Raw genomic sequence first — 24888 nt, 5'->3', positions numbered from 1 at the left:
ACGGATCAGGCGGCCGGATCAGGCGTCGAACTGGTCGGCCACCGCACGCAGCGCGGCCGCCAGCTTCTGGCCGACCGGTTTGGCCGGGTAGCGGCCGTGCTGCAGGCCGGGCAGCGCGGTGTCCAGCATGGTGATCAGGTCCTGCACGATCGGCGCCATGTCGTCGGCGCTGCGGCGCTGCGCGGCGGCCACCGAGGGCAGCGCCTCCAGCAGCGTGACCCCCATCGCCTGGTCGCCGCGATGCCCCGCGACCACGCCGAACTCCACCCGCTGACCCGGCTTGAGCGTGCTCAGCCCGGCGGGCAGCGCCTTGCTGTGGACGAAGACGTCCTCACCGTCGTCGCGCGACAGGAAGCCGAAACCCTTCGTCTCGTTGAACCATTTGACCTGGCCGGTGGGCATCTCGAATGTCCTCATCAGTGGGTGGGTCGGGTGTGGCGGCGTCCGGCGTGCGTCGCCGGGGTGCCTTGAACGGGGGTGGGGTGGTCCGGTCGCGCGGTGCGTCCGGCGCGGTCACGGCTGGACGCTGGCACGGGCGGGCCGGTGAAGGACGGCCCGCCTGCAGCAGGCTAACGACCGGTCAAGGGTTTCACTCGCACACGTCCGGTGGTTGGAGCCCGGCTCTGGCGAGGAAGGCCGGCCAGGGCACGGCGACAGGCCCGGACGACGGCGCTCGGTCGATCGTCATGGCTCACACCCCCTGGCAGGAAGCGGGGTCGGCGACCCCGTGCGAGACCTGCATACCCGCCCCGCCCGGCGGTCGAAACTCCCTGTCCCCGGCGAACCGCAGGCAGTGACGGGTACCGGATCCGCGCAGGTGGCGCGGGTCGGACCGGCGCCGACCGGACGGCCTGCGGACTCTGCGAGACTGGGGCGGTCGGTTAGAGGCGTGACGGGTGCGGGCAAAGGAGGCTGCGATGAGCGGCAAGGAGTCGGGCGAGGGCCTGGTGCGGGTGGGAGCGGTGGTGTTCGTGGTGGGTGCGCTGGCCACGATCGCGACCTTCGTACCGCTCTTCTTCCACCTCACCCCGCTGCCCACCCCCGCCTACTTCGCGAGCATGCTGATGCCGCTGGGCTTCCTGCTCGCGCTGCTCGGCCTGTTCCGCTCGGCCCGCGCGCAGCGTCGCCGGGCGAACGTCCAGGGCCCGGCCTGAGCCACCGGGTTCGGCCGGAGCCACTGGGCCCCGCATGACGTCGATTTTGGGACTTGTCGGACATCCTGATCTCTGACCATCCGTCAGAGGAGTTCCGATGCACCGTCCCCCGTCGCGCCGGACCGTCCTGGGCGTGACCCTGGCGGCCGCCCTCGGCGCCTGCGACCGCACCCCGGGGATCCGGGCCCCGCAGCCGGCCGTGGACACCGCGGACCCGAGCGCCGAGGCCACCGTCACCGCGGCGACCGGGCCGGTGACGGTGCCCGGCGACCCGCGGCGGGTGGTGGTGCTGGACACCGCCGAACTGGACTCGGCGATGACCCTGGGGATCACCCCGGTCGGCGCCTGCCGGGCCCCCGTCGACCGGGGCCTGCCGCGCTACTGGCCGGCCTCCCGGCTCGCCGAGGTGGCCGACACCGGCACCATCGGCGCGCCGGACCTGGCGGCGATCGGCGCGCTGCGCCCCCAGCTGATCCTCGGCAGCCAGGCCCGCGACGGCGCGCACTACGACGCGCTGCGCCGGATCGCGCCCACCGTGCTCAGCCGCGGCACCGGCTCCGCCTGGAAGGAGAACCTCCAGCTGCACGCCCGGGCGCTGGGCCGGCAGACCGCGGCCGAGGCGGTCATCGCCGGCTACCACGCCCAGCTCGCCCAGACCTCCCACGCGATCGGCGGCCCGGGCGTCGCGGCCGGGCACCGGATCAGCCTGGTGCGGTTCGTCCAGGGCGGGCGGATCCGGCTGTACGGGCGGCAGAACTTCCTCGGCACGGTCCTCGCCGACCTGCAGCTCGGCCGGCCCGACGCGCAGAACGTCGACCGGTTCGACGTCGAGGTCAACCCCGACCAGCTCGCCGGCGCCGACGGCGACCTGCTGCTCTACGCGACCTACGGCGACCCGGACGCGGCCGGCACCACCGCGGTCCTGGCCGGCCCCGCCTGGCGGGCGCTGACCGCCGTCCGGACGAACCGGGCCTATCCGGTGGACGACCAGCTCTGGTTCCAGGGGATCGGCTGCACCGGGGCCAACCTGGTGCTCTCCCAACTCCAGTGCCTGCTCAGCGGTTGAGACCGACCGGCACATGGTGGGTGGAGGAAGGAGCAGCGTCCGGGCCGAGTCCGGGCGCCGCGACGCCGCCCACCATGTGCCGGTCGGTCTATGTGCCCGCCCGTGCTCCCGTCCACCCCGGTCCGCCCCCTTGTGACGCTCACCACAGCGGGACCACCATGACGGTATGACGAACACTCAGCTCCGAGGTGAGTCACCCGCCGGCCAGGACGACGCGGCCCGCCGCCGCAAGGCCGCCCTGGCCCACGCCTTCACGCTCGCCGCCGACGAGTACGACGAGGCCAACGGCGGTTTCTTCAATCCGATCGGCGCCCGGCTGGCCCGGCTGGCCGGACTGCGGCCCGGGGACCGGGTGCTGGACGTCGGCTGCGGCCGGGGCGCCGTGCTCTTCGCCGCGCTCGCCGAGGTCGGCCCGGAGGGCTACGTGGTCGGGATCGACCTGGCTCCCGGGATGGTCCGGGCGACGGCCGCCCAGGCAGCGGGGCACGGGCTGCGAAACGTCAACGTCCGGGTGGACGACGCCGAGGCGCTCGGCTTCCCCGACCACTCCTTCGAGGCCGCGCTCTCCTCCTTCGCGGTGATCTTCACCCCCGACCCGGTGGCCGCGCTGGCCTCGGTGCACCGGGTGCTGGTGCCCGGCGGCCGGTTCGGCTTCACCGCGTTCGGCGCGGACGAGCCCGGCTGGGAGCGCCCCGGCGCGGCGCTCAACGCCTTCCTGCCGGCGCCGGCGGCCCGGCTGCGGCAGAGCCGGGCGGCCAGGTTCAATCCACTGGGCCGCAGCCCCGAGGAAGCGGCCGAGCTGCTCCACCGGGCCGGCTTCACCGACGTACGAACGGTCGAACACCCGGCGGCCACCCACTACCCCAGCGCCGAGGCCTGGTGGCGCTCGCAACGGGCCGGCGGGTGGCGCGGGGTGCTGGAGGCGATCCCGGCCGAGCGCCTGGACGAGGCGCGCGCGGCGGCCCTGGCCGCACTCGCCCCGCTGGCCGCCGCGGACGGCACCCTGGTGCGGCGCACCGCGATCCGCTACACCACCGCCCTGCGGGAGTAGGGGGTCAGCGCCCGGCCGGGTCAGCCGGGCTTCGGACCACGCCGCTTCATCGCCACCGCCAGCACGAAGAGCGCCGACAGCACCCCCGCCACCCGCAGCACCCCCGGGGCGGCCGCGAAGGCGGCGTGCGTCATCGGAGCGCCCTTGCCCAGCGCGCCGCCCCAGCGGCCCTGGGCCCGGCCCCAGAACCACAGGGTCGACGCGCTCATGCTGATCAGCGGGATGCCGAAGACCACGAACTTCTTGGTCAGGTCCCCCAGCCGGGCGGACAGGTAGGCCAGCCCCCAGCCGGCCAGCAGCACCAGGATCACCCCGCTGACCGCCCCGCCGACCAGCACCGCCGCCGCCAGCAACAGCAGCGGCGAGGGACGGCGCCCGGCCAGGAAGGAACCCTTGGGCAGCGCCTCCTGACCGGCCGTCGGCTCCAGCTCGCCCTCGGCCGGCTGCTCCCCGCCCTTGCCGCGCTGCTCGGGGATCGGGCGCTGCTCGCCGGGCGGCTCGGCGGCCTCGGTGTCGTCCGGCGGGAACTCGATCACCACCGAGTCCCAGCCGGGGAAGTCGGCGCTGGTCGGCGGCCGCAGCGCGCCGGGCGCGGCGGGGGCGATCAGCCAGGCGGCGGGCGTGCCGCCGTCCTCGACGGCGGCGGCGGGCTGGGCCGGCTCGGCCTCGGCGGAGCCATGCTCGGGGGAGCCGCGCTCGGCGGATCTGCGGAAGAACGAGCGTGACGCGCCCGGCACCGGGACCTCGGGCCCGCTCGGCGCCGGTCTGCGGCCCCGCGGCCAACCCGACTGCTGGGGGCTCGCCTGCCGAGTGCGATGGACGACCGGTGGCTCGGGCGGCGGGTCGGCGAGGTACACGTCGTCCCCGTCCCGCGCGTCCGCTTCCCCCGGCTGCGGCGCGCTGTCCAGCACCCGCCAGGGCCCGTCCACCCGCCACCACTCGCCGCCCGACAGGCCCCCCTTCATCGCCTCGCCCGGCCGCTCGTCCGCCTGCTCGCCCGCCATCGCCCGCCACCCTGTTCCGTGCTCCAGGCCCCGCCGTCCGCTGACGCTACCCACTGGCGCCCACCCGCGCGAGAGCTACCCGCCCTATGCCCCGCCCGCCGCCGTGCCACCCCAGCCCACCTGCGGCGCACACCCGAGCCCGGGGTCGCTCTTGAAACGGTGGGCGCCGCCCTTCATCCGGTCCGACTACGCTGGGTCGGATGACCACCGAGCCGAACGGAGCGTCCAACAGGGCCCGCACCCTGGCCGACGAGCTCCGCGCCAGCAGCGACCAGGCACTGGCCACCCTGCTGCGCCTGCGCCCCGATCTGCTCAACCCCGTGCCCACCGACATCACGCAGCTGACCGCCCGGCTCTCCAGCCGGGCCTCCGCGCTGCGCGCGCTGGAGCGGCTCGACCGGTTCACCCTGCAGACCGCAGAGGCGCTGGCCGCGCTGCCCGACGGCAGCCCGGGCACCATGCTGCGCGATCTGCTGGCCGGCCCCGCCCGGGTCAAGGCGCACCCCGGCGCCGAGCCGGTGGAGCGGGCCGCCGTGATCGCCGCGCTGCCCCGGGCGCTGGCCGCGCTGCGCGAACGGGCGCTGCTCTGGGGGCCGGACAGCGCGCCTCGCCTGGTGATCGCGGTGCGGGAGGCGCTGGCCCCGAGCGCCGGCACGCCCGGCGGCACCGGCCTGGGCCCGACCCTCGCCGAGGCCACGCTGGGGATGTCCCCCGCCCGCCTGCAGCAACTGCTGGCCGGCGCCGGGCTGCCCGGCACGGCCGACCCGGTGACGGCGGTGGCCGCGCTGACCGCCCTGCTGGCGGACCGCAAGCGCTGCGCCGCGCTGCTCGCCGAGGCGCCCGAGGCCGCGCTCGGGGTGCTGGACCGGCTGGTCTGGGGCCCGCCCACCGGCACCGTCCCCGACGCCGCCCGCCCGGTCACCGCCGAGCAGGCGCGCGGCCCGCTGGAGTGGCTGCTGGCCCGCGGCCTGCTGCTGCCCTCCGGTCCCGGCAGCGTGGTGCTCCCGCGCGAGCTGGCCCTGCACCTGCGCGGCGGGCGCAGCCACCGGGTGGCGGAACCCACACCGCCCGTGCCGGTGCCGAGCATCGAGCGCGATCCACAGGCTGTGGACAGCGCGGCGGCCGGCCAGGCGTACACGGCGGTGCGGACCGTCGAGGAGCTGCTCGACCTCTGGGGCCTGCAACCGCCGTCCACCCTGCGGGCCGGCGGCCTCGGGGTGCGCGACCTCAAGCGGGCCGCGCTGGCCCTGGAGACGGACGAGACCCAGGCCGCGTTCTGGCTGGAACTCGCCTACGGGGCCGGGCTGCTGGCCCCGGACGGGGAGAGCGGCGAGGTGGCCGGGCGGACCGGCGAGGTCTGGGCGCCGACCCCCGCGTACGACCTGTGGCTGCAGCAGCCGGTGGCCGAACGGTGGACCGTACTAGCGCGCGGCTGGCTGGCCGCGACCCGGGTCGCCGGGCTGGTCGGCACCCCCGACGGCAAGGGCAAGGCGCGCGCGGCGCTCGGCCCCGAACTGGACCGGGTACTGGCCCCCGCCACCCGGCGCGCCCTGCTCAGCCTGCTCGCCACCCTGCCGCCCGGCGCGGTGGCCGACGCGGCCGCGCTGCTGCCCGTGCAGCGCTGGTACCGCCCGCTGCGCGGCGGCGCCACCGGCCCCGACGGGCGCGACCTGCGCGACCAGCTGACCGGGTGGACCCTGGCCGAGGCCGAGTTGCTCGGTATCACCGGGCGCGGCGCGCTCGGCTCCCCGGCCCGGGCCCTGCTCGCCGGCCAGGCCCCGGCTCCGGTGCTCGCGCCGCTGCTGCCCCAGCCGCTGGACCACGTGATCCTGCAGCCCGACCTGACCGCCATCGCGCCGGGACCGCTGCTCACCCCGCTCGCCCAGGCGCTGGCCCTCTGCGCGGAGATCGAGTCCAAGGGCGGCGCCACCGTCTACCGGTTCACCCCCGAGTCGGTGCGCCGGGCGCTGGACGCCGGGCGCAGCGCCGCCGACCTGCACTCCTTCCTGGAGCAACACTCGCGCACCGCCGTGCCGCAGCCGCTCAGCTACCTGATCGACGACGTCGCCAGGCGCCACGGCGTGCTGCGGGTCGGCGCCGCCTCCGCCTACCTGCGCTGCGACGACCCGGCGCTGCTGGCCGAGGTGCTGGCCGACCGGCGCGCGCTGGAACTGCGGCTGCGGCTGCTCGCCCCGACCGTGCTGGCCGCGCAGGCCGGGCCCGAGACGGTGCTCGGCGTGCTGCGCGCGATGGGCTACGCGCCGGCCGCCGAGTCGGCCGACGGCGACCTGCTGATCACCCGCCCCGACAGCTACCGCACCCCGCCGCGCACCGCACCCGCCCCGGTCGCGGACGGCCCGGCCACCCCGGACGAAGTGCTGCTCGGCGCCGCCGTCAAGGCGATCCGGGCGGGCGACCGGGCGGCCACCGCGCACCGCCGGGAGACCGTCGCCGGCCCCGCTGCCACGCCCGCCGACACCCGTCAACTGCCGCGCACCGTCGCCGCGGAGACGCTGGCCGCGCTGCAGACCGCGGTGCTGCTCGGCGAGCGGATGTGGATCGGCTACGTCAACGCCGAAGGGCTGGCCTCGCAGCGGGTGATCGACCCGGTGAAGGTGGAGGGCGGCTACGTCACCGCGTTCGACCACCACGCCGAGAAGCTCAACACCTTCGCGCTGCACCGGATCACCGGTGTGGCCGGGCTGGACGAGGGCTAGGGTCCTGACCATGGAAGCAACCGAGCTCGTCCCCGGGGTCCGCTACGCCGTCACCGACCGCCACGGCGGCGTGAGCCCGGCCCCGTACGGCCGCAACCTGGGCGGCAGCACCGCCGACGACTTCCAGAACGTGCTCCAGAACCGGGCGTTGACGGCCCGTCAGCTCGGTCTCGACCCGGACCGGGTGGTCTGGATGAGCCAGGTGCACAGCGCCTCGGTGACCCGGGTCAGCGCACCTTTCGGCGCCGACCGCCCCCGGCTGGACGGCGTGTTCACCAGCGAACCGGGCCTCCCGCTGGCCTCGTTGGCCGCGGACTGCGCGCCGGTGCTGCTGGCCGACCCGATAGCCCGCCTGATCGGCGCGGCCCACTCGGGGCGGGTCGGCACGCTGGCCGGCGTGGTGCCGAACCTGGTCGCCGCGATGGCCGAGGCGGGCGCCCAGCCGGCCCGGATGACCGCGCTGGTCGGGCCGATGGCCTGCGGCCGCTGCTACGAGGTCCCGGAGCCGATGCGCGCCGAGGCCACCGCCGCCCTGCCCGAGGCCCACTCCACCACCCGCCGGGGCACCCCCGCCCTCGACCTGCGGGCCGGCATCACCGCCCAGCTGACCCGGGCCGGCGTCGCCACGGTGCGCCAGGACGCCCGCTGCACGATCGAGGACCCCGACCTCTTCTCACACCGGCGCGAGCAGCGCACCGGACGCTTCGCGGCGTACCTGTGGCTGACGGAGCCCGCGGACTGATCCTGCGGTGCGGCGGATTCTCCGTGCGCCCCACCTTCGGGCGCCCCACCTTCGGGCGCCCCGCCTTCGGGCACTCCCGCTCCGAACGGTCCGCCGATGCGCGACACTGGAGGGTCTGCGCCTGACCCGATGGAGGACTCCACACCGTGAACAACGGGCCACTGATCGTCCAGAGTGACAAGACTCTCCTGCTGGAGATCGACCACCCCCAGGCCGCCGACTGCCGGCGGGCGATCGCGCCGTTCGCCGAGCTGGAGCGGGCGCCCGAGCATGTGCACACCTACCGGGTGACGCCGCTGGGGCTGTGGAACGCGCGGGCCGCCGGGCATGACGCGGAGCAGGTGGTGGACGCGCTGGTGACGTACTCGCGCTATCCGGTGCCGCACGCGCTGCTGGTGGACGTGGCGGACACCATGGCCCGGTACGGGCGGCTGCAGCTGAGCAAGCACCCGGTGCACGGGCTGGTGCTCTCCACCACGGACCGGCCGGTGCTCGAAGAGGTGCTGAAGTCCAAGAAGATCGCGCCGCTGGTCGGCGCCCGGGTCGAGCCGGACATGGTGGTGGTGCACCCCTCGGAGCGCGGGCAGATCAAGCAGGTGCTGCTCAAGCTCGGCTGGCCGGCCGAGGACCACGCCGGGTACGTGGACGGCGAGGCGCACCCGATCGAGCTCGACCAGGACGGCTGGCAGCTGCGCCCCTACCAGCAGCAGGCGGTGGAGGGCTTCTGGCACGGCGGCAGCGGCGTGGTGGTGCTGCCGTGCGGGGCGGGCAAGACGCTGGTCGGCGCGGCGGCGATGGCCGAGGCCAAGTCGACCACGCTGATCCTGGTCACCAACACCGTCTCGGCCCGCCAGTGGAAGCACGAGCTGGTCAAGCGCACCTCGCTGACCGAGGACGAGATCGGCGAGTACAGCGGGACGAAGAAGGAGATCCGCCCGGTCACCATCGCCACCTACCAGGTGATGACGACCAAGCGGAAGGGCAGCTACGCCCACCTGGAACTGTTCGACGCCCGCAACTGGGGCCTGGTGGTCTACGACGAGGTGCACCTGCTGCCCGCGCCGGTCTTCAAGTTCACCGCCGACCTGCAGGCCCGCCGCCGGCTCGGGCTGACCGCGACCCTAGTGCGCGAGGACGGCCGCGAGGGCGACGTGTTCAGCCTGATCGGCCCCAAGCGCTTCGACGCCCCGTGGAAGGAGATCGAGGCGCAGGGCTACATCGCGCCGGCCGACTGCTGCGAGGTCCGGGTCACGCTGAGCGACTCCGAGCGGCTCACCTACGCGACCGCCGAGCCGGAGGAGCGCTACCGGTACTGCTCCACCACCGCGACCAAGCGGCGGGTGGTGGAGGCGCTGGTCAAGAAGCACGAGAAGGACCAGACGCTGATCATCGGGCAGTACATCGACCAGCTGGACGAGCTGGGCGAGGTGCTGAACGCCCCGGTGATCAAGGGCGAGACCAGCAACGCCCAGCGCGAGAAGCTCTTCGAGGCGTTCCGGACCAAGGAGATCAGCGTGCTGGTGGTCTCCAAGGTGGCGAACTTCTCGATCGACCTGCCGGAGGCCACGGTGGCCATCCAGGTCTCCGGCACCTTCGGCTCGCGCCAGGAGGAGGCCCAGCGGCTGGGCCGGGTGCTGCGCCCCAAGGCGGACGGGCACTCGGCGCACTTCTACTCGGTGGTGGCCCGTGACACGGTGGACCAGGACTTCGCCGCGCACCGCCAGCGGTTCCTGGCGGAGCAGGGGTACGCCTATCGGATCATCGACGCGGACGACGTGTAGGACGTGCAGGACGGGTCCGCTGTAGTTCCGCTACAGCTTGACGCCGTCGCGCCCGAGCAGGATCACGCGCGCGGCGGTGTCGAGCACGATGCCGACATTGCGCACGGCCTGGGTCAGCGGCTTTCGGCGGCGCGGGCTGTCGGCCACGGCGGAAGCCGCGGTGGCGCCGACCGGCGGGGTGGACAGGGACTCGGTGGTGGTGCGCGCCCGGGGGGCCTTGGCCGCAGCCGGGAGCGCCGGCGGATGCACGGTGCTCATGTGTTCCACGGTAGTTTTCCGCCGCCGCCGGCACATCAGCCCAAAGGCCGTACCTGACAGGACCTAGGTCGTCCTGCGGTTGTATACGACCCCGAGACCCTTATCCGGCGAATATCCGTTGGCGCGCGGGCGAACGACGGGTCTAAGCTGTCCGGCCTGCCCCCTCCCGATCCGTGCTGCCGGTCCTGGCCGCGCCGGGAGGCCCTGACCGCTCGGCAACCGGTCAGGCCGCTTCCACCGTGAGCTACGACGAGACCGCCGCGACCCATCGGAACGCGGCCGGGAAGGTTCGCTGTGCACTCCCCCGCCACCACCGCCACCACCGACGCCGACCCGCTGCAGCGGGAGCGCGACCACCTCGCCTCCTCCCGCGCCGCCCTGCGCGCGATGCGCGAGGACGCCCAGACGCTGAACATCTCCGATGTCGCCGGCACCTGGGTCACCCAGCAGGTGCTGCACGACCAGATCCAACGGCGGATCGCCGCGCTGGCCGATCTGGCGCACACCCCGCTCTTCTTCGGCCGCCTCGACTTCCGGCACGCGATCTCGACCGAGGTCTCCGAAGGAGCAGGCGGCGAGCGCTTCTACATCGGCCGCCGCCACGTGCACGACGCCGGGGGCGACCCGATGGTGCTCGACTGGCGCGCGCCGGTCTCCCAGTCGTTCTACCGGGCCAGCCGCCAGGACCCGATGGACATCGAGAAGCGACGCCGGTTCGGCTACACCGGCGGCGAGTTGACCGCCTACGAGGACGAGAACCTGAGCGACCCGGCGGAGACCGACACCGCCTCGGCGCTGCTCGCCGCCGAGATCGAGAAGCCCCGCGTCGGCCCGATGCGCGACATCGTGGCCACCATCCAGCCCGAGCAGGACGAGATCGTCCGCGCCGACGTGACCGGCACGGTCTGCGTGCAGGGCGCCCCGGGCACCGGGAAGACGGCGGTGGGCCTGCACCGGGTGGCCTACCTGCTGTACGCGCACCGCGAGCGGCTCGCCAAGTCCGGCACCCTGGTGATCGGCCCGAACAGCTCCTTCCTCTCCTACATCGAGCAGGTGCTGCCCGCGCTGGGCGAGTTGGACGTGGCGCAGGCCACCGTGCAGCAGCTGGTCCGGCACGTCGAGGTGCGCGGCACCGACTCCGCCGAGGCGGCCGGGATCAAGGGCGACGCGCGGCTGGCCCAGGTGCTGCGCCGCGCGGTGCGCTCGGGCATCACGCTGCCCACTGAGCCCTGCGTGGTGGTCCGCGGCTCCCGCCGCTGGCGCGTTCCCGCCTACGAACTGATCGAGATCATCGAGGAGTTGGCGAGCCGGGAGATCCGCTACGGAGCCGCCATGGAGGCACTGCCGCAGCGGGTCGCGCATGCCGTGCTGCTGAAGATGGAGCAGCGCGGCGAGGCTCCGGACGACCGGGTGCAGGACGCGGTGGCCAGGTCGCGCGAGGTCAAGGCGCTGGTCAAGGCCTGCTGGCCGCCGGTGGACCCGGCCAGGCTGGTGCACCGGCTGCTCACCGACGCGGCGTTCCTGGCGAGTTGCGCGGACGGCGTCCTGGACGCGGCCGAGCAGGCGGCGATCCGCTGGCCCAAGCCCGGGCGTTCGCTCAAGACCGCACCGTGGACGGCGGCGGACGCCGTGCTGGTCGACGAGGCGACCGACCTGGTGCACCGCACCCCCTCGCTCGGCCATGTGGTGCTGGACGAGGCGCAGGACCTCTCGCCGATGCAGTACCGCGCGGTGGGCCGGCGCTGCACTACCGGCTCGGCCACCGTGCTGGGCGACCTCGCCCAGGGCACCACGCCCTGGGCCACCGGCAGTTGGTCCGAGGCGCTGCACCACCTGGGCAAGCCGGGCGCGCACGTCGAGGAGCTGACCGTCGGCTTCCGGGTGCCGGAGGAGGTGATCGGCTACGCCTCGCGACTGCTGCCCGCCATCGCCCCCGGCCTGACCCCGGCGACCTCGATCCGCGACACCGCAGGCGCGCTGAGCATCCGTCAGGCCGAACCGGACTCCCAGGTCGAGGCGGTGCTGCGGGCCTGCCGCGAGGCGCTGGCCCATGAGGGCTCGACCGGCCTGATCGCCGCCGACGCCCGACTGCCGCTCTTCGAGCAGGCGCTGGCCGAGGCCGGCCTGGGCTATCTGACGCCCGGCACCGAGACCACCGCCGAGGCCCGGCTCACGCTGGTGCCGGCCTCGCTCGCCAAGGGCCTGGAGTACGACTACGTGGTGCTGGACGAACCCGCCGCCGTGGTGGCCGGCGAGCCGGACCGGCGGACCGGCCTGCGCCGGCTGTACGTGGCGCTCACCCGTGCGGTCTCGGGTCTGACGGTGCTGCACGCCGAGCCGCTGCCGGACGAGTTGGGCTGAGCACGCGGGGGTGGTCCCGGCGACCGGACCACCCCCGCCCGCCGCTACGCCCCGATCAGCGCCCGCCACTCGGCGACCTTGGCCGCGTCCACCGGCGAGTCCCAGCCCGCGACTCGCACCGCGCCGCCCACGTGGAAGGCGTCGAAGCCCTCCGCGACCAGCTCCGGCAGGTGCTCGGCGCGCAGGCCGCCGCCGATCAGGATCCGCGGCCGGTACCCCGGCTCCCCCGCTTTGGCCAGCTCCCCGGTCAGCACCTCGCGCCCGGCGGCCACACCGGCGGCGGCTCCCGAGGTGAGGAAGGTGTCGAGCCCGGGCAGCTCGGCCACCGCCGCGCGCAGCGCGCAGCGGTCGGCGCTGTGGTCGATCGCCCGGTGGAAGGTCCAGCGGCAGCCGGCCACCGCCTCGGCGACGGCCCGCACGGCGGGCAGGTCCACGTTCCCGTCCGCGTCCAGGAACCCGAGCACGAACTCCTCGGCCCCCTCGGCCCGCAGTTCCGTCGCCCGGCCCCGCAGCTCGTCCAGGTCGCCGGAGCCGAAGCCGCTGCGGATCCGCAGCATCACCCGCAGCGGCAGGTCCACGGCGGCCCGGATCGCGGCGAAGTCGGCGACGGCGGGGGTGAGGCCGTCGGCGGCCATGTCGGTGACCAGTTCGAGGCGGTCGGCACCGCCGGCCTGCGCGGCCTTCGCGTCCTGGGCGGTCAGCGCGATGACTTCGAAGATTGGTCTAGACATATCCGTAGACTGCCACACCGCCCGCCTCCGCCGCGAGCCCCCGTACCGCACCCGCGGCCGGGCCGCCCGAGGACTCAGCCGAGCGGGACCCCGGTACCCGCTCGACGGGACCGCTCCCGACGCAGCTGCGCCAGCGCCGCGATCCCCAGCGGCAGCACGATCAGCTCCCCGCCCGGCGTGGCGCCGTTGAACAGGAGGTCGTCGAGCGGCTCGAGCAGCGAGAAGAGCGCCACCGCCAGCAGCGGGAGGGTCAGCGCGCCGCGCCGCACCACCGCCGCCGTCACCAGGATCAGCGCGAGCGCCGTGCCCAGCTCGGCCCACGGGGCCAACGGCTCCCTGAGCACGCGAACCGCGGCCCCCGTGATGGAGACGAAACCGGACCCCAGCACCATGGCCAGGGCCGACCAGGGCCGGTGCCGGCCGACCCGGCCGAGGTCGAGGTCGAGCAGGTCGCGCGGCACCGCGAGCAGCAGCAGCGGCCAGACCAGCGGGGCCAGTTGCTCGAGCACCCAGCCCAGGTAGAAGGGCCAGTGGGTGGCACCGGGCATGAAGGCGTACATCTGCCTGGCCTCCACCAGGACCGTCACCCCCACCGCGAGCAGCGCGACACAGCGCACCAGCGTCCACCGGTCGAGCAGCACGGCGATCAACGCCGGCCCCGCGAACACGAACTGCGCGAACCAGAGCACCGTGAAGAGGCCGAAGTGCCGGAGGATCGACCCGCCCAGCAGCTCCAGCAACCAGAGCAGGCTCACCCCCGCCCACACCCCCGCGACCAGCGGTGCCGCCGTGCCGAGCAGCCGGCCGGCGGGCTGACTGGAGGCCAGCCCGAGCCGCAGCCGGACGCCGTACGCGGCGACGCCGTACAGCTCGCGCGCCCGCCCGAAGCGCCCGGCCTCCTCCGTCGTCTCCGCGTAGACCTCCGCGATCTCCGCCCCGCGCTCGACCCGGTAGCGCTTCGGGTAGCACCGCAGGGCGAGCCGCAGCACCTCCTGACGACTGCTCATGCCCACGCCCCCCGGTTGATCGGTCGTCGTACCACTGCGAGTCGGCGCTGGGCCTCGGCCGCCACGGCCCGCAGCCGCTCGGCCTCCTCGGCGAGCAAGGAGCGCCCGGCGTCGGTCAGCGCGTAGGTGCGCCGGGCCCGACCGTCCACCACCTGGTCGCTCTCGACCCGGATCAGCCCCTGGTCGAGCAGCCGGTCCAGCCCCGCGTAGAGCGTGCCGGTGCGCATCGCGACCCGGCCGCCGGAGATCTCGGCGATCTCCTGGATGAGCGCGTAGCCGTGCCGTGGGGCATCGGCCAGCGCGGTGAGCAGGAGCAACGTCGGCTCCTGCATAGCCCGTCCTGTCATAGGTCTATATATATAGATCATCGTCATATCTGTCCAGAACCGTGGCGGGAGCAGAATGACCGTCATGCCGACCGAACCGCACCCTGCCGCCGACGCCCTGCTGGAGCGCTGGAACGCCCTGCTGGAGCGCTGCGGCGCCACCGCCGACCCCGAGCCCTACGGCCGCGCGCTGCTGGCCCGCTGGGCCGAGCCGCAGCGCCGCTACCACACCACCGACCACCTGCTGGCCGTGCTGGACGAGGTGGACGCGCTCGCCGAGCACGCCGCGGACCCGGACGCGGTGCGCCTGGCGGCCTGGTTCCACGACGCCGTCTACAAGCCGGACCGCTCCGAGAACGAGGAGCGCAGCGCCCAGTTGGCGATCCGCGCGCTGGACGAGGCCGGGCTGCCGGCGGCGCTGGTCGCCGAGGTGGTGCGGCTGGTCAGACTGACCGTCGGTCACCACCCGCGGCCCGGCGACCGGGACGGCGAGGTGCTCTGCGACGCCGATCTCGCGGTACTCGGCCGGTCCCCGCAGGCCTACGCCCGGTACGCCGCGGCGGTGCGCGAGGAGTACGCCTTCGTCCCCGAGGCGGCGTTCCGGCAGGGGCGTGCCGCGATCCTGCGCCAACTGCTGGCGCTGCCCGGGCTCTACCGCACCCCGGCCGCGCACGCCCGCTACGACGGCCCGGCCCGCGCCAACCTGGCCGCCGAGCTCGCCGAACTCAGCGAGCCGGCGCCGTAACCGTAGCCGCAGCCGGTGCTGCAGCCGCGGCCCTGCGCCGACGCAGCCCGGCGGCGGTGAGCCGGGCCACCAGCTCCTTGCTGCCGACCGGCTGCGCGCCCAGGCTCAGCGCGTCCGCGTACCGCGACTCCGGAATGTCGTAGTGGTCGCGCTCGAAACCGCGCGCGGGAGCGCCGAGCCGGGCCGCGAAGGCGTGCAGTTCCGCGTAGTCGGTGTCGCTCACCAGGTGCGACCAGAGCCGGCCGTGGCCGGGCCAGGTCGGCGGGTCGATCAGGATCACGCCAACGACCCGACCGCCGCCACCGCGACCCCGCGCTTGCCGCAGACCCAGTGCGGGTCGGGCCCCAACTCCGGCTCCACGCCGAGCGCGTGCGGGTCGTCGTCGGCCCGCGCGCACTCCTCGCAGAGCGGCCAGCGCCCGTACGCCTCCAGCAGCGCGTCCTGCACGTCCTGCGCGACCAGCCCGAGCACGAACTCGGCGCCGTCCGGCCACTGCTCCAGCCACCAGCGCCGGTGCGTCACGGCGTCCTCCACCAGCGAGACCACGGCGGCGTCGGCCACCTCGCGGGCGGACAGGTCGGCGAGGATCAGCGCGCGGGCGTTGTGCAAGGCGGTTTCGAGATCGGGCATGCGTCCATTGTCCCGCATCCGCGAAAGGCTCCCCGCAGGCGAAAGGGCGGCCTCCCGAAGGAGACCGCCCTGTTCAGACCAGCTGACCCTCGACGGAGGATCAGAAGTCCATGTCACCGCCCGGCATGCCGCCGCCGGCGGCCGCGGCGGCCTTCTCCGGCTTGTCGGCGATGACGGCCTCGGTGGTGAGGAAGAGCGCCGCGATGGAGGCGGCGTTCTGCAGCGCGGACCGGGTGACCTTGGCCGGGTCGATGATGCCCGCGGCGATCAGGTCCTTGTACTCGTTGGTGCTGGCGTCCAGACCGTGACCGGCGGGCAGGTTGCGGACCTTCTCCACCACGACACCGCCCTCGAGGCCGGCGTTGGTGGCGATCTGCTTGATCGGGGCCTCCAGCGCGACCTTGACGATGTTGGCGCCAGTGGCCTCGTCGCCCTCGAGCTCGAGCTTGTCGAACGCGATACCGGCCTGCAGCAGGGCCACGCCACCGCCGGCGACGATGCCCTCCTCGACGGCCGCCTTCGCGTTGCGAACGGCGTCCTCGATGCGGTGCTTGCGCTCCTTCAGCTCGACCTCGGTCGCCGCGCCCGCCTTGATGACGGCCACGCCGCCGGCCAGCTTGGCGAGGCGCTCCTGGAGCTTCTCGCGGTCGTAGTCCGAGTCGCTGTTCTCGATCTCGGCGCGGATCTGGTTGACCCGCCCGGCGACCTGCTCGCTGTCGCCGCCACCGTCGACGATGGTGGTCTCGTCCTTGGTGATGACCACCTTGCGGGCGGTGCCCAGCAGGTCGAGACCGGCGTTCTCGAGCTTGAGGCCGACCTCCTCGGAGATCACGGTGCCGCCGGTGAGGATGGCGATGTCACCGAGCATGGCCTTGCGACGGTCGCCGAAGCCCGGGGCCTTGACGGCGACGGACTTGAAGGTGCCGCGGATCTTGTTCACGACCAGGGTCGACAGGGCCTCGCCCTCGACGTCCTCGGCGATGATGACGAGCGGCTTGCCGCTCTGCATGACCTTCTCCAGCAGCGGGAGCAGGTCCTTGACCGAGCCGATCTTGGAGTTGACGATCAGGATGTAGGGGTCCTCGAAGGAGGCCTCCATCCGCTCCAGGTCGGTGGCGAAGTAGGCGGAGATGTAGCCCTTGTCGAAGCGCATGCCCTCGGTGAGCTCGAGCTCCAGGCCGAAGGTGTTGCTCTCCTCGACGGTGATGACACCTTCCTTGCCGACCTTGTCCATGGCCTCGGCGATCAGCTCGCCGATCTGGGTGTCGGCGGCGGAGATGGAGGCGGTCGAAGCGATCTGCTCCTTGGTCTCCACGTCCTTGGCCTGGGCCAGCAGCTGGTCCGAGACGGCCGCGACGGCCTTCTCGATGCCGCGCTTCAGGGCCATCGGGTTGGCGCCGGCGGCGACGTTGCGCAGACCCTCGCGAACCAGGGCCTGGGCGAGCACGGTGGCGGTGGTGGTGCCGTCACCCGCGACGTCGTCCGTCTTCTTGGCGACCTCCTTGACGAGCTCCGCACCGATCTTCTCGTACGGGTCCTCGAGCTCGATCTCCTTGGCGATGGAGACGCCGTCGTTGGTGATCGTGGGGGCGCCCCACTTCTTCTCAAGGACGACGTTGCGGCCCTTGGGGCCGAGCGTCACCTTGACGGCATCGGCAAGCTGGTTCATGCCGCGCTCAAGGCCGCGGCGAGCTTCCTCGTCAAACGCGATGATCTTGGCCATCGGAAGTGGTCCTCCAGGACACGGTCGACTGCTCGGACCAGTGGTGCCCGCGACGGACGGCCCTGGTATGCGGGGGTCCTGTCCCCTACCGCTCCCGGGGGCCTCACCGACCCGGTCCGTTTGTCACTCTCACACTGTGAGTGCTAACGCCAATGATTAGCACTCCGGCATGACGAGTGCAAGCTCCTTCGGCGACCGGACGTCAACTCGGGGCGAACGAACGGCAGGCCCGCACCCTCCCCCGCGGTCGGGGGTGGGTGCGGGCCTGCCGTTGAACCACCAGCTCGGTGAGAGCCGAGGCTCCGAGGTTCGGAAAGGTCAGACCGCCGCGCGGACCATGTCCGCCTGCGGGCCCTTCTGCCCCTGGGAGATCTCGAACTCGACCCGCTGGCCCTCTTCAAGGGTGCGGTAGCCGTCCATCTGGATCGCGCTGTAGTGGACGAACACGTCCGCACCACCGTCGACCGCGATGAAGCCGTAGCCCTTCTCCGCGTTGAACCACTTGACGGTGCCCTGAGCCATTCCGAACTCCCCTAGTGCTGTGCTGGCCCTTCACGCGCCCGCAGGTCACGAGCGCGGGTCTGGCGGAGATGCCCGAGGAAACCCCCCTGGGCGCGCTCCCGCATGCCGCACCGCCCCACCCCCGGAAGCCAGTTGGCGCCGACGGAGCAGGCGAATGCATCGACCGCGGCTGAATGTATCCGCATCGGAGCCCTGTGCAACAGGCCCACTGAGCGCAAATTCGGCGGGGCCGTGAAGGGATAGCAAGGGAGGAATGCGACAGAACTCGCCAATTCGGCCGGGACATAGCGGACGAAACTCACGAATAGCACAAAGAATTCTGACGATCCGCCGACATGATTCGGGTGATACAGCGGCAGCTGCCGTCTCAGGACCCGGGACACCCCGAGCCGTGCTCCAGCCGCGCACCAGAACGGGGCCGGAAGTCGGGGACAGCCTATGCCCTGCCGACGACCGCCGCGGACACGCCTCAGGGCGCCGCGCCCGCCGCCGGTGACCGGCGCACGGGCCCGGCGCCCTGAGCGCCTGACGGGAGCGGTGACGGGCCGTCAGCAGCCGCCGGCCACCGCCGGGATGATCGACACGCCGGCGCCGTCGCCGACCGCGGTGGCCAGCCCCTCGGCGAACCGCACGTCGTCGTCGTTCACGTACACGTTGACGAAGCGGCGCAGCTTGCCGGTCTCGTCCAGGATCCGCTGGCCGATCCCGGGGAAGTTCGCGTCCAGGTCGGCGATGACCTCCTGCAAGGTGGCGCCCTCGACGCCCACCTCGGCCTTGCCGTCGGTGTAGCTGCGCAGGATGGTCGGGATGCGGACGGTCGCGCTCATGGGGTTACTCCTCGCTAGCGAAGTGCTGGGGGTGGGTCAGGCCAGGCCGGCGGCGCGGAAGGACTCCAGGGTCGGCCGGATGGTCGCGGTCAGACCGGCGTCGGCGACCGCGTCCAGCGTCTTCAGGCCGTCCCCGGTGTTGATCGCGACGGTCTCCTTGGCCGGGTCCAGCAGGCCGTTCTCGACCAACTTCTTGAGCACGCCGATGGTCACGCCGCCGGCGGTCTCGGCGAAGATCCCCTCGGTGCGGGCCAGCAGCCTGATCGCGGCCACCACCTCGGCGTCGGTGACGTCCTCGACCGCGCCGCCGGTGCGCCGGGCGATGTCCAGCACGTACGGGCCGTCGGCCGGGTTGCCGATCGCCAGCGACTTGGCGATGGTGTCCGGCTTGACCGGCCGGATCACGTCGCGGCCGTCCTTGAAGGCGGTGGCGACCGGCGAGCAGCCGGCCGCCTGGGCGCCGAAGATCTTGTACGGCCGGTCCTCGACCAGGCCGAGCTTGATCAGCTCCTGCAGCCCCTTGTCGATCTTGGTGAGCTGCGACCCCGAGGCGATCGGGATGACGATCTGCTCCGGCAGCCGCCAGCCGAGCTGCTCGCAGATCTCGTACGCCAGCGTCTTGGAGCCCTCGCCGTAGTACGGGCGCAGGTTGACGTTGACGAAGCCCCAGCCCTCGCCGGCCGGGTCGCCGATCAGCTCGGAGCAGAACCGGTTCACATCGTCGTAGTTGCCCTCGATGCCGACCAGCTCGCCGCCGTAGACGCCGGCCATCACGATCTTGCCCTGCTCCAGGTCGTGCGGGATGAACACGCAGGACTTGAAGCCGGCCCGGGCCGCCGCGGCGCCCACCGCGCCGGCCAGGTTGCCGGTGGAGGAGCAGGACAGGGTGGTGAAGTCGAAGGCGCGGGCGGCCTCGATGGCGCAGGCCACCACCCGGTCCTTGAAGGAGTGGGTGGGGTTGCCGGAGTCGTCCTTGACGTGCAGCTGGGCGGTGAAGCCGAGCTCGCGGCCCAGGTTGTCGGCCTTCACCAGCGGGGTCCAGCCCGGGTTCAGGTTGGGCTTGGACGCGACGTCGGCGGGCACCGGCAGCAGCGGGGCGTAGCGCCAGATCGAGGCGGGGCCCGACTCGATCCGCTTGCGCAGCTCCTCGGCGTCGTAGCCGGCGTAGTCGTAGGCGATCTCCAGCGGCCCGAAGCACTCCAGGCAGGCGAAGCTCGGGCCGAGCGGGAACTTGGTGCCGCACTCGCGACAGGACAGCGAAGCGGCGGGGCCGAGGTCGACGGTGGACGGCTCGACAGGGGTAGCGGTAGCCATGATGGCGGAGGCCTCTCTCCTCATCTTCCCCGTGGCGCGGTCGCGCCACAGGCCGGAATTGGCACCTGTCCCGCCGGCGCCTGCGATGGCCGGGCGAGAAGGTTGCCGGGACGTCGACGGGCCGTTCCCTCAGTCCCTCTGGATGAGCTCTGTGAAGTTGTGGTCCTGCGTTGTGCTGGTCTTGCTCTGCGGCCGACCCCGGCGTGCGAAGGTCTGACGGCAGTACGAAGACTGTAACCGAAGGCCGGGCCACCGACCCGGAGCGTCCGCCACGCGAGACGAGAACTACGAGGAGCGAGATTTGCCTGCCGAGCAGAGCCCAGCGCCACTCCCGGAGGTGGCCGACTGGCTGCGCCGCCGGTCCTGGCGGTCGGCCGACCGCTCGGCCGCCGGCCTGCTCGCCGCCAAGCGCGCCGCCGGGCCGGCCGGGACGGTGAGCGTGGTGCTGCCCGCGCTGGACGAGGAGTCCACGGTCGGCGGGATCGTCGAGGTGATCCGGCGGGAGCTGATCGAGCGGCTGCCGCTGGTGGACGAATTGGTGGTGGTGGACTCCGGCTCGGCCGACCGGACCGCCGAGGTGGCCGCCGCGGCCGGGGCCCGGGTGGTGCACCGGGACGAGATCCTGCCCCGGGTGCCCCCGGCAGCCGGCAAGGGCGAGGTGCTCTGGCGCTCGCTGCTGGTGACCAGCGGCGCGATCGTCTGCTTCATCGACGCCGACCTGCGCGAGTTCGACCCGGCCTTCGTCTCCGGCATCATCGGCCCGCTGCTCACCGACCCGGACCTGCAGCTGGTCAAGGCGATGTACGACCGACCCTTGGAGACCGAAGGCGCCGTGGTGCCGGCCGGCGGCGGGCGGGTCACCGAGCTGGTCGCCCGGCCGCTGCTCAACCTGCACTGGCCCCAGCTGGCCGGCTTCGTCCAGCCGCTCGGCGGCGAGTACGCGGCCCGCCGCTCACTGCTGGAGCAGCTGCACTTCCCGACCGGTTACGGGGTGGAACTGGGCCTGCTGGTGGACGCGCTGGAGCTGGTCGGCCTGGACGCGCTGGCCCAGGTGGACGTCGGCGTGCGCCACCACCGCCACCAGGACAGCCAGGCCCTTGGCCGGATGGCCGCCACCATCTACCGCACCGCGCTGGAGCGACTGGACCGCACCCACCGGCTGAAGGCCACCGAGGACCTGGCCCGCCCGGTGCTGACCCAGTTCGGCAGGGATCCGCGAACGCGTGACTTCCGGGCCCACAGCCACGTCGTGACGGCCACCGAACGGCCACCGATGATCGGCCTGCCCGAGTACCGGGCCGGCCGGGTGTGACCTTCGCCGGGGTTTGCGGTCCACCGCCTCCGGCAAGGTTGAACATGTGACCCCTCCACTCCCTCGGGAGGGACGGCCGCCCACCCGGCTCCGCAGAGCCGGCTGACCGCCGAGCGTTTCGAGGAGAAATGGCCGATCATCCGACCACCGCCCGCGTCCTGGTGGCTTCCAACCGGGGCCCGGTCTCCTTCGGCAGCGCCGAGGACGGCTCGCTGACGCTGCGCCGCGGCGGCGGCGGGCTGGTCTCCGGCCTGTCCGCGATCGACGATCCGAACGCCGTGTGGGTCTGCGCCGCGCTCGGCGCGGCGGACCGCGAGGCGGTCCGCCGCTCGCCGCAGGGGCGGCTGGACCGGGGCGGCTTCGACGTCGGTGGACAGGCCGTCCGGATGCTGGACATCGACCCCGAGGTCTTCGACCACGCGTACAACGGGGTGGCCAACTCCACCCTCTGGTTCCTGCACCACCTGCTCTACGACACCCCGACCGCACCGGTCTTCGACGCCGCCGCCGCCGAGCACTGGCGGGCCTTCGAGGCCTACAACCGGGCCTTCGCCGAGGCGCTGGCCGCCGAGGCGGCGCCCGGCGCGGCGGTGCTGGTGCAGGACTACCACCTGACCCTGGTGCCGGCGCTGCTCCGCGAGCTGCGCCCGGACCTGCGGATCGGCTACTTCCTGCACATCCCGTGGGCCCCGGTCGACTACTTCAGGCTGCTGCCGGACGCACTGGCCACCGCCGTGCTGACCGGCGTGCTCGGCGCGGACCGGGCCGGCTTCCACACCCGGCGCTGGGCCGAGGCGTTCGCCGACTGCTGCGAGCGGGTGCTGGACGCGAAGATCATCTCTGGGGCGGGCCCCGGGTCCGAACTCTCGGTCAGCTACCAGGGCCGCACCACCCGGCTCGGCGTGCACGCGCTGGGCGCCGACGCCGACTTCCTGCTCGAGCGAGCCCACCGGCCGGACGTCGAGGAGCGGCTGGCCACGCTGCGCGCGGCGGTGGGCGACCGCCGGACCATCGTCCGGGTGGACCGCACCGAGCTGAGCAAGAACATCGTGCGCGGTCTGCAGGCCTACCAGCACCTGCTGCGCAGCCGCCCCGAGTGGCGCGGGCGGGTGGTGCACATCGCCTTCGCCTACCCCTCCCGGCAGGACCTGGCCGAGTACCGCGAGTACACCGCGGCCGTGCTGCGGATCAGCCAGGAGATCACCGAGGAGTTCGCCACCGACTCCTGGCAGCCGCTGATACTCCAGGTCGAGGACGACTTCGCCCGCTCGCTGGCCGCCTACCGGCTGGCGGACGTGGCGCTGGTCAACCCGATCAGGGACGGCATGAACCTGGTCGCCAAGGAGGTCCCGGTGGTCTCCGACGCCGGCTGCGCGCTGGTGCTCTCCCGCGAGGCGGGCGCGTACCCGGAGCTGGCCGAGGACGCGCTGGGCATCAACCCGTACGACGTGGTGGGCACCGCCGAGGCGCTGCACCGGGCGCTGAACATGCCGGCGGCGGAGCGGCACGAGCGCACCGCGCGGCTGGCCACCGCCGCCACCGCGCTCTCCCCGCAGCAGTGGTTCCTGGCTCAGCTGGCGGAGCTGAGCGACTGACCGATCCGGTCCAGCAGCTCGACCACCCCGGCCGGGCCCGGCACCACCAGGTCCGCCCGTTCGGCGATCTCGCGCACCGGCGGCTCGCCGGTCACCGGACCGCTGGCCACCAGCACCCCGGGCAGCGCCTTTGCCCGCAGGCGCTCCACCGCCGCGTAGGCGGCCAGGTCACCGAGGTCGTCCCCGGCGTAGAGCACCGAGCGGGCGCCGCGCTCGCGCAGCAGCCCGGTCAGCGCCGCGCCCTTGTCCACGCCCGGCGCGCGCAACTCCAGTACGAACCGGCCCGGTTCGACGGCCAGGCCGTGGGCGGCGGCCAGCTCGGCCAGCGGGGCGCGCAGCAGCTCCAGGGCGGCCTGCGGGTCGGCGGTGCGGCGGGTGTGGACGGCGAGCGAGCGTTCCTTGTCCTCGATCGAGGTGCCCTCGGGGGCGGGCAGCGCGCCCAGTAGGGAGGGCAGTTCGGCGCGGACGGCGGCCACCCCCGGGTGGATCTCGGGGGCGGTCAGCTTGCCGGCCTCCCAGCGCTCGGCGCCGTAGTGGCCGAGCACCACCAGCCGGTCCAGGCCGGGCAGCCGGTCGAAGCCGCCGAGCCGCACCGCGCTGAGCACCGGGCGGCCGGTCACCACCGCCACCGTGTTGACCAGCGGTGCCAGCCGGGCCAGCGCCGCGGCGGCGTCGGGGTGCGCGTACGCCCGCTCGGGGTCGGCGACGATCGGCGCGAGGGTGCCGTCGAAGTCCAGCGCGACGACGGCGCCGGCCGGGTCGGCCAGCACGGCCGCGAGGCCCGCGCGGCCGGCGGGGGTGGTCGGTTCCAGCACGATGCCCATGGCGAAGGCCTACCCAGGGCCCGCCGCGGTTAACGCTCGGCGCGGCGGGCGTCCCGGATCCGGCGCAGCCGGTTGACCAGCACCGGGCTGTGCTCGAGCGCCTCGGGGCGCTCGAGCAGTCCGTTCAGCAGCTGGTAGTAGCGGGTGGCGGAGATGCCCAACCGCTCCCGGACGGCCTGCTCCTTGGCGCCCTGCGTGCGCCAGCCCGCGCCCTCCAGGGCGAGCACGGCCCGCTCGCGTTCGGTCAGCTCACCCATGAGGCCATTGTGCCCGGCGCGGCCTGCCCAGCGCGGCATGCCCAGTGGGCGCAGCCGCTCGTCGCCGCCCCGTCACGCCGTCAGCACCCGCACGCCCGCCTCGGCGAAGCCCGCCGCCAGTTCCTCGCTCAGCGGCTGGTCCGTCACCAGGGTGTCGATCGCGTCCAGCCCGCAGATCCGGGCGAACGCCCGCCGACCGAGCTTGGAGGAGTCGGCCGCCACCACCACCCGGCGGGCCCGCTCGGCCAGCAGCCGGTTGACGCTGGCCTCGCCCTCGTGGTGCGCGCTGGCCCCGATCCCGGTGTCCAGCGCGTCCACGCCCAGCACCGTGACGTCCAGCGTCAGTTCGGCGAGGACCGTGCTGGCCAGTGGGCCGATCAGCTCGTACGATTGCGGCCGGGCCACCCCGCCGGTCACCACGATCTTCACGGCCGGACGGACCGTCAGTTCGTTGGCGATGTTCAGCGCGTTGGTGACCACGGTCAGCAGGTGCCCCGCCTCGGCGCGCTCGGTCAGTTCCGGGCGGACCGCGAGGGCACGGGCCACCTCGGTGGTGGTGGTCCCGCCGTTCAGCCCGACCACCTCGCCGGGCGCGATCAGTCCCGCCACCGCGGCGCCGATCCGCTGCTTGGCCCCGGCATTGCGGGCCGTCTTGTACCGCAGCGGCAGGTCATAGGAGACGTTGTGCGCCACCGCCCCGCCCCGGGTGCGGGTGACCATCTGCTGGCGGGCCAGTTGGTCGAGGTCGCGGCGGATCGTGGCGGCCGACACGTCCAACGCGACCGCCGCCTCCTCGACTTCCAACTTGCCGTGCTCGGCGAGGAGTTCGAGGAGACTGTTCCACCGCTCGTATCTGGACACGCCGCACCTTCCGTTCTGTTTCCACCCTGAACGTCCACTCCTGCGTGGACAGCGTCGCACAGCGTCCCGCACGCACCGCG

General features: G+C 73.7%; 25 protein-coding genes and 1 riboswitch. Of the genes, 10 read left to right on the top strand and 15 right to left on the bottom strand.

The features are described 5' to 3' along the window. Positions 1-18: 18 nt before the first annotated feature. Positions 19-402 carry a cold-shock protein gene (locus tag ABH937_RS29170; protein WP_280689888.1) on the bottom strand — a complete coding sequence of 128 codons (384 nt, stop codon included), beginning with the start codon at positions 400-402 and terminating at the stop codon, positions 19-21. Positions 403-917: 515 nt separating this feature from the next. On the opposite strand from ABH937_RS29170, the gene ABH937_RS29165 reads away from it, so the two are divergent. The 3 genes from ABH937_RS29165 (at position 918) to ABH937_RS29155 (ending at position 3271) form a co-directional block, all read left to right on the top strand. After that, positions 918-1154, top strand: a complete 237-nt coding sequence (locus tag ABH937_RS29165) for a hypothetical protein (protein ID WP_280689768.1) — start codon at positions 918-920, stop codon at positions 1152-1154. Between the two features lie 97 nt (positions 1155-1251). Next, positions 1252-2220 carry an iron-siderophore ABC transporter substrate-binding protein gene (locus ABH937_RS29160; protein WP_280689770.1) on the top strand — a complete coding sequence of 323 codons (969 nt, stop codon included), beginning with the start codon at positions 1252-1254 and terminating at the stop codon, positions 2218-2220. A gap of 166 nt (positions 2221-2386) precedes the next feature. Then, positions 2387-3271 carry a class I SAM-dependent methyltransferase gene (locus tag ABH937_RS29155; RefSeq protein ID WP_280689771.1) on the top strand — a complete coding sequence of 295 codons (885 nt, stop codon included), beginning with the start codon at positions 2387-2389 and terminating at the stop codon, positions 3269-3271. A 20-nt stretch (positions 3272-3291) separates the two neighbouring features. Here ABH937_RS29155 and ABH937_RS29150 read toward each other — a convergent pair whose 3' ends face one another. Next, complete coding sequence (locus ABH937_RS29150; RefSeq protein ID WP_370220002.1) at positions 3292-4275, bottom strand: hypothetical protein; 984 nt, start codon at positions 4273-4275, stop codon at positions 3292-3294. Positions 4276-4475: 200 nt separating this feature from the next. Between ABH937_RS29150 and ABH937_RS29145 the strand changes: the two genes are divergently transcribed. The 3 genes from ABH937_RS29145 (at position 4476) to ABH937_RS29135 (ending at position 9515) form a co-directional block, all read left to right on the top strand. Further along, positions 4476-6992, top strand: a complete 2517-nt coding sequence (locus ABH937_RS29145) for a helicase C-terminal domain-containing protein (protein WP_370220001.1) — start codon at positions 4476-4478, stop codon at positions 6990-6992. 10 nt (positions 6993-7002) lie between these two features. Beyond that, the gene (gene pgeF / locus ABH937_RS29140; RefSeq protein WP_370220000.1) at positions 7003-7734 is read left to right on the top strand and encodes a peptidoglycan editing factor PgeF; all 732 of its coding nucleotides are present in this window, start codon (positions 7003-7005) and stop codon (positions 7732-7734) included. Positions 7735-7880: 146 nt separating this feature from the next. Then, positions 7881-9515 carry a DNA repair helicase XPB gene (locus tag ABH937_RS29135; protein WP_280689777.1) on the top strand — a complete coding sequence of 545 codons (1635 nt, stop codon included), beginning with the start codon at positions 7881-7883 and terminating at the stop codon, positions 9513-9515. Between the two features lie 30 nt (positions 9516-9545). Here the strand turns inward: ABH937_RS29135 and ABH937_RS29130 are convergent, their stop codons facing one another. Then, positions 9546-9773, bottom strand: a complete 228-nt coding sequence (locus ABH937_RS29130) for a hypothetical protein (protein ID WP_280689778.1) — start codon at positions 9771-9773, stop codon at positions 9546-9548. A gap of 294 nt (positions 9774-10067) precedes the next feature. On the opposite strand from ABH937_RS29130, the gene ABH937_RS29125 reads away from it, so the two are divergent. Beyond that, positions 10068-12134, top strand: a complete 2067-nt coding sequence (locus tag ABH937_RS29125; protein ID WP_370219999.1) for an AAA family ATPase — start codon at positions 10068-10070, stop codon at positions 12132-12134. Positions 12135-12178: 44 nt separating this feature from the next. Here the strand turns inward: ABH937_RS29125 and ABH937_RS29120 are convergent, their stop codons facing one another. The 3 genes from ABH937_RS29120 to ABH937_RS29110 form a co-directional block, all read right to left on the bottom strand. Then, entirely contained in the window at positions 12179-12865 is a 687-nt protein-coding gene (locus ABH937_RS29120) for a copper homeostasis protein CutC (RefSeq protein ID WP_370219998.1), read from the bottom strand. Positions 12866-12939: 74 nt separating this feature from the next. Further along, positions 12940-13872, bottom strand: coding sequence for a hypothetical protein (locus tag ABH937_RS29115; RefSeq protein WP_280689781.1), 933 nt, complete (start codon positions 13870-13872; stop codon positions 12940-12942). Beyond that, a complete protein-coding gene (locus tag ABH937_RS29110; protein ID WP_280689783.1) occupies positions 13869-14204 on the bottom strand; it encodes a PadR family transcriptional regulator in 336 nt (111 codons plus the stop codon). Before ABH937_RS29110 ends, ABH937_RS29115 begins: the two co-directional genes overlap by 4 nt. Positions 14205-14274: 70 nt before the next feature. Here ABH937_RS29110 and ABH937_RS29105 point away from each other — a divergent pair, with 70 nt between their 5' ends. After that, positions 14275-14943: a hypothetical protein gene (locus tag ABH937_RS29105; protein ID WP_370219997.1), complete on the top strand. Its 669-nt coding sequence runs from the start codon at positions 14275-14277 to the stop codon at positions 14941-14943. Here ABH937_RS29105 and ABH937_RS29100 read toward each other — a convergent pair. From ABH937_RS29100 to thrC, 6 genes are all read right to left on the bottom strand, one after another. After that, on the bottom strand, positions 14924-15223 hold the full coding sequence (locus tag ABH937_RS29100; RefSeq protein ID WP_370219996.1) for a DUF4031 domain-containing protein: 300 nt from the start codon (positions 15221-15223) through the stop codon (positions 14924-14926). The two genes, ABH937_RS29105 and ABH937_RS29100, sit on opposite strands and share 20 nt — an antisense overlap. Next, on the bottom strand, positions 15220-15573 hold the full coding sequence (locus ABH937_RS29095) for a hypothetical protein (protein ID WP_280689787.1): 354 nt from the start codon (positions 15571-15573) through the stop codon (positions 15220-15222). Before ABH937_RS29095 ends, ABH937_RS29100 begins: the two co-directional genes overlap by 4 nt. A gap of 100 nt (positions 15574-15673) precedes the next feature. Next, a complete protein-coding gene (gene groL / locus ABH937_RS29090; RefSeq protein WP_370219995.1) occupies positions 15674-17296 on the bottom strand; it encodes a chaperonin GroEL in 1623 nt (540 codons plus the stop codon). A 318-nt stretch (positions 17297-17614) separates the two neighbouring features. Beyond that, entirely contained in the window at positions 17615-17818 is a 204-nt protein-coding gene (locus ABH937_RS29085; RefSeq protein WP_030289665.1) for a cold-shock protein, read from the bottom strand. 548 nt (positions 17819-18366) lie between these two features. Beyond that, complete coding sequence (locus tag ABH937_RS29080; protein ID WP_280689790.1) at positions 18367-18645, bottom strand: MoaD/ThiS family protein; 279 nt, start codon at positions 18643-18645, stop codon at positions 18367-18369. Positions 18646-18681: 36 nt separating this feature from the next. Next, the gene (gene thrC, locus ABH937_RS29075) at positions 18682-19959 is read right to left on the bottom strand and encodes a threonine synthase (RefSeq protein ID WP_280689791.1); all 1278 of its coding nucleotides are present in this window, start codon (positions 19957-19959) and stop codon (positions 18682-18684) included. A 17-nt stretch (positions 19960-19976) separates the two neighbouring features. Further along, a riboswitch (SAM riboswitch) is annotated at positions 19977-20108 on the bottom strand. Between the two features lie 152 nt (positions 20109-20260). Between thrC and ABH937_RS29070 the strand changes: the two genes are divergently transcribed. Both ABH937_RS29070 and ABH937_RS29065 read left to right on the top strand, forming a co-directional pair. After that, positions 20261-21271 (top strand): glucosyl-3-phosphoglycerate synthase, encoded by a 1011-nt coding sequence (locus tag ABH937_RS29070; RefSeq protein WP_280689792.1) that lies wholly within the window; start codon positions 20261-20263, stop codon positions 21269-21271. A gap of 128 nt (positions 21272-21399) precedes the next feature. Continuing rightward, entirely contained in the window at positions 21400-22866 is a 1467-nt protein-coding gene (locus ABH937_RS29065) for a trehalose-6-phosphate synthase (RefSeq protein ID WP_370219994.1), read from the top strand. Here the strand turns inward: ABH937_RS29065 and otsB are convergent. From otsB to ABH937_RS29050, 3 genes are all read right to left on the bottom strand, one after another. Then, on the bottom strand, positions 22842-23690 hold the full coding sequence (gene otsB / locus ABH937_RS29060; RefSeq protein ID WP_370219993.1) for a trehalose-phosphatase: 849 nt from the start codon (positions 23688-23690) through the stop codon (positions 22842-22844). The two genes, ABH937_RS29065 and otsB, sit on opposite strands and share 25 nt — an antisense overlap. 29 nt (positions 23691-23719) lie before the next feature. After that, complete coding sequence (locus ABH937_RS29055) at positions 23720-23947, bottom strand: DUF3263 domain-containing protein (protein WP_280689796.1); 228 nt, start codon at positions 23945-23947, stop codon at positions 23720-23722. A gap of 72 nt (positions 23948-24019) precedes the next feature. Further along, on the bottom strand, positions 24020-24808 hold the full coding sequence (locus tag ABH937_RS29050; RefSeq protein ID WP_280689797.1) for a DeoR/GlpR family DNA-binding transcription regulator: 789 nt from the start codon (positions 24806-24808) through the stop codon (positions 24020-24022). Between the last annotated feature and the right edge of the window lie 80 nt (positions 24809-24888).

This window comes from Kitasatospora sp. GAS1066B (assembly GCF_041262605.1).
Taxonomy (GTDB): domain Bacteria; phylum Actinomycetota; class Actinomycetes; order Streptomycetales; family Streptomycetaceae; genus Kitasatospora.
This window is presented reverse-complemented; position numbering and strand designations above follow the sequence as displayed.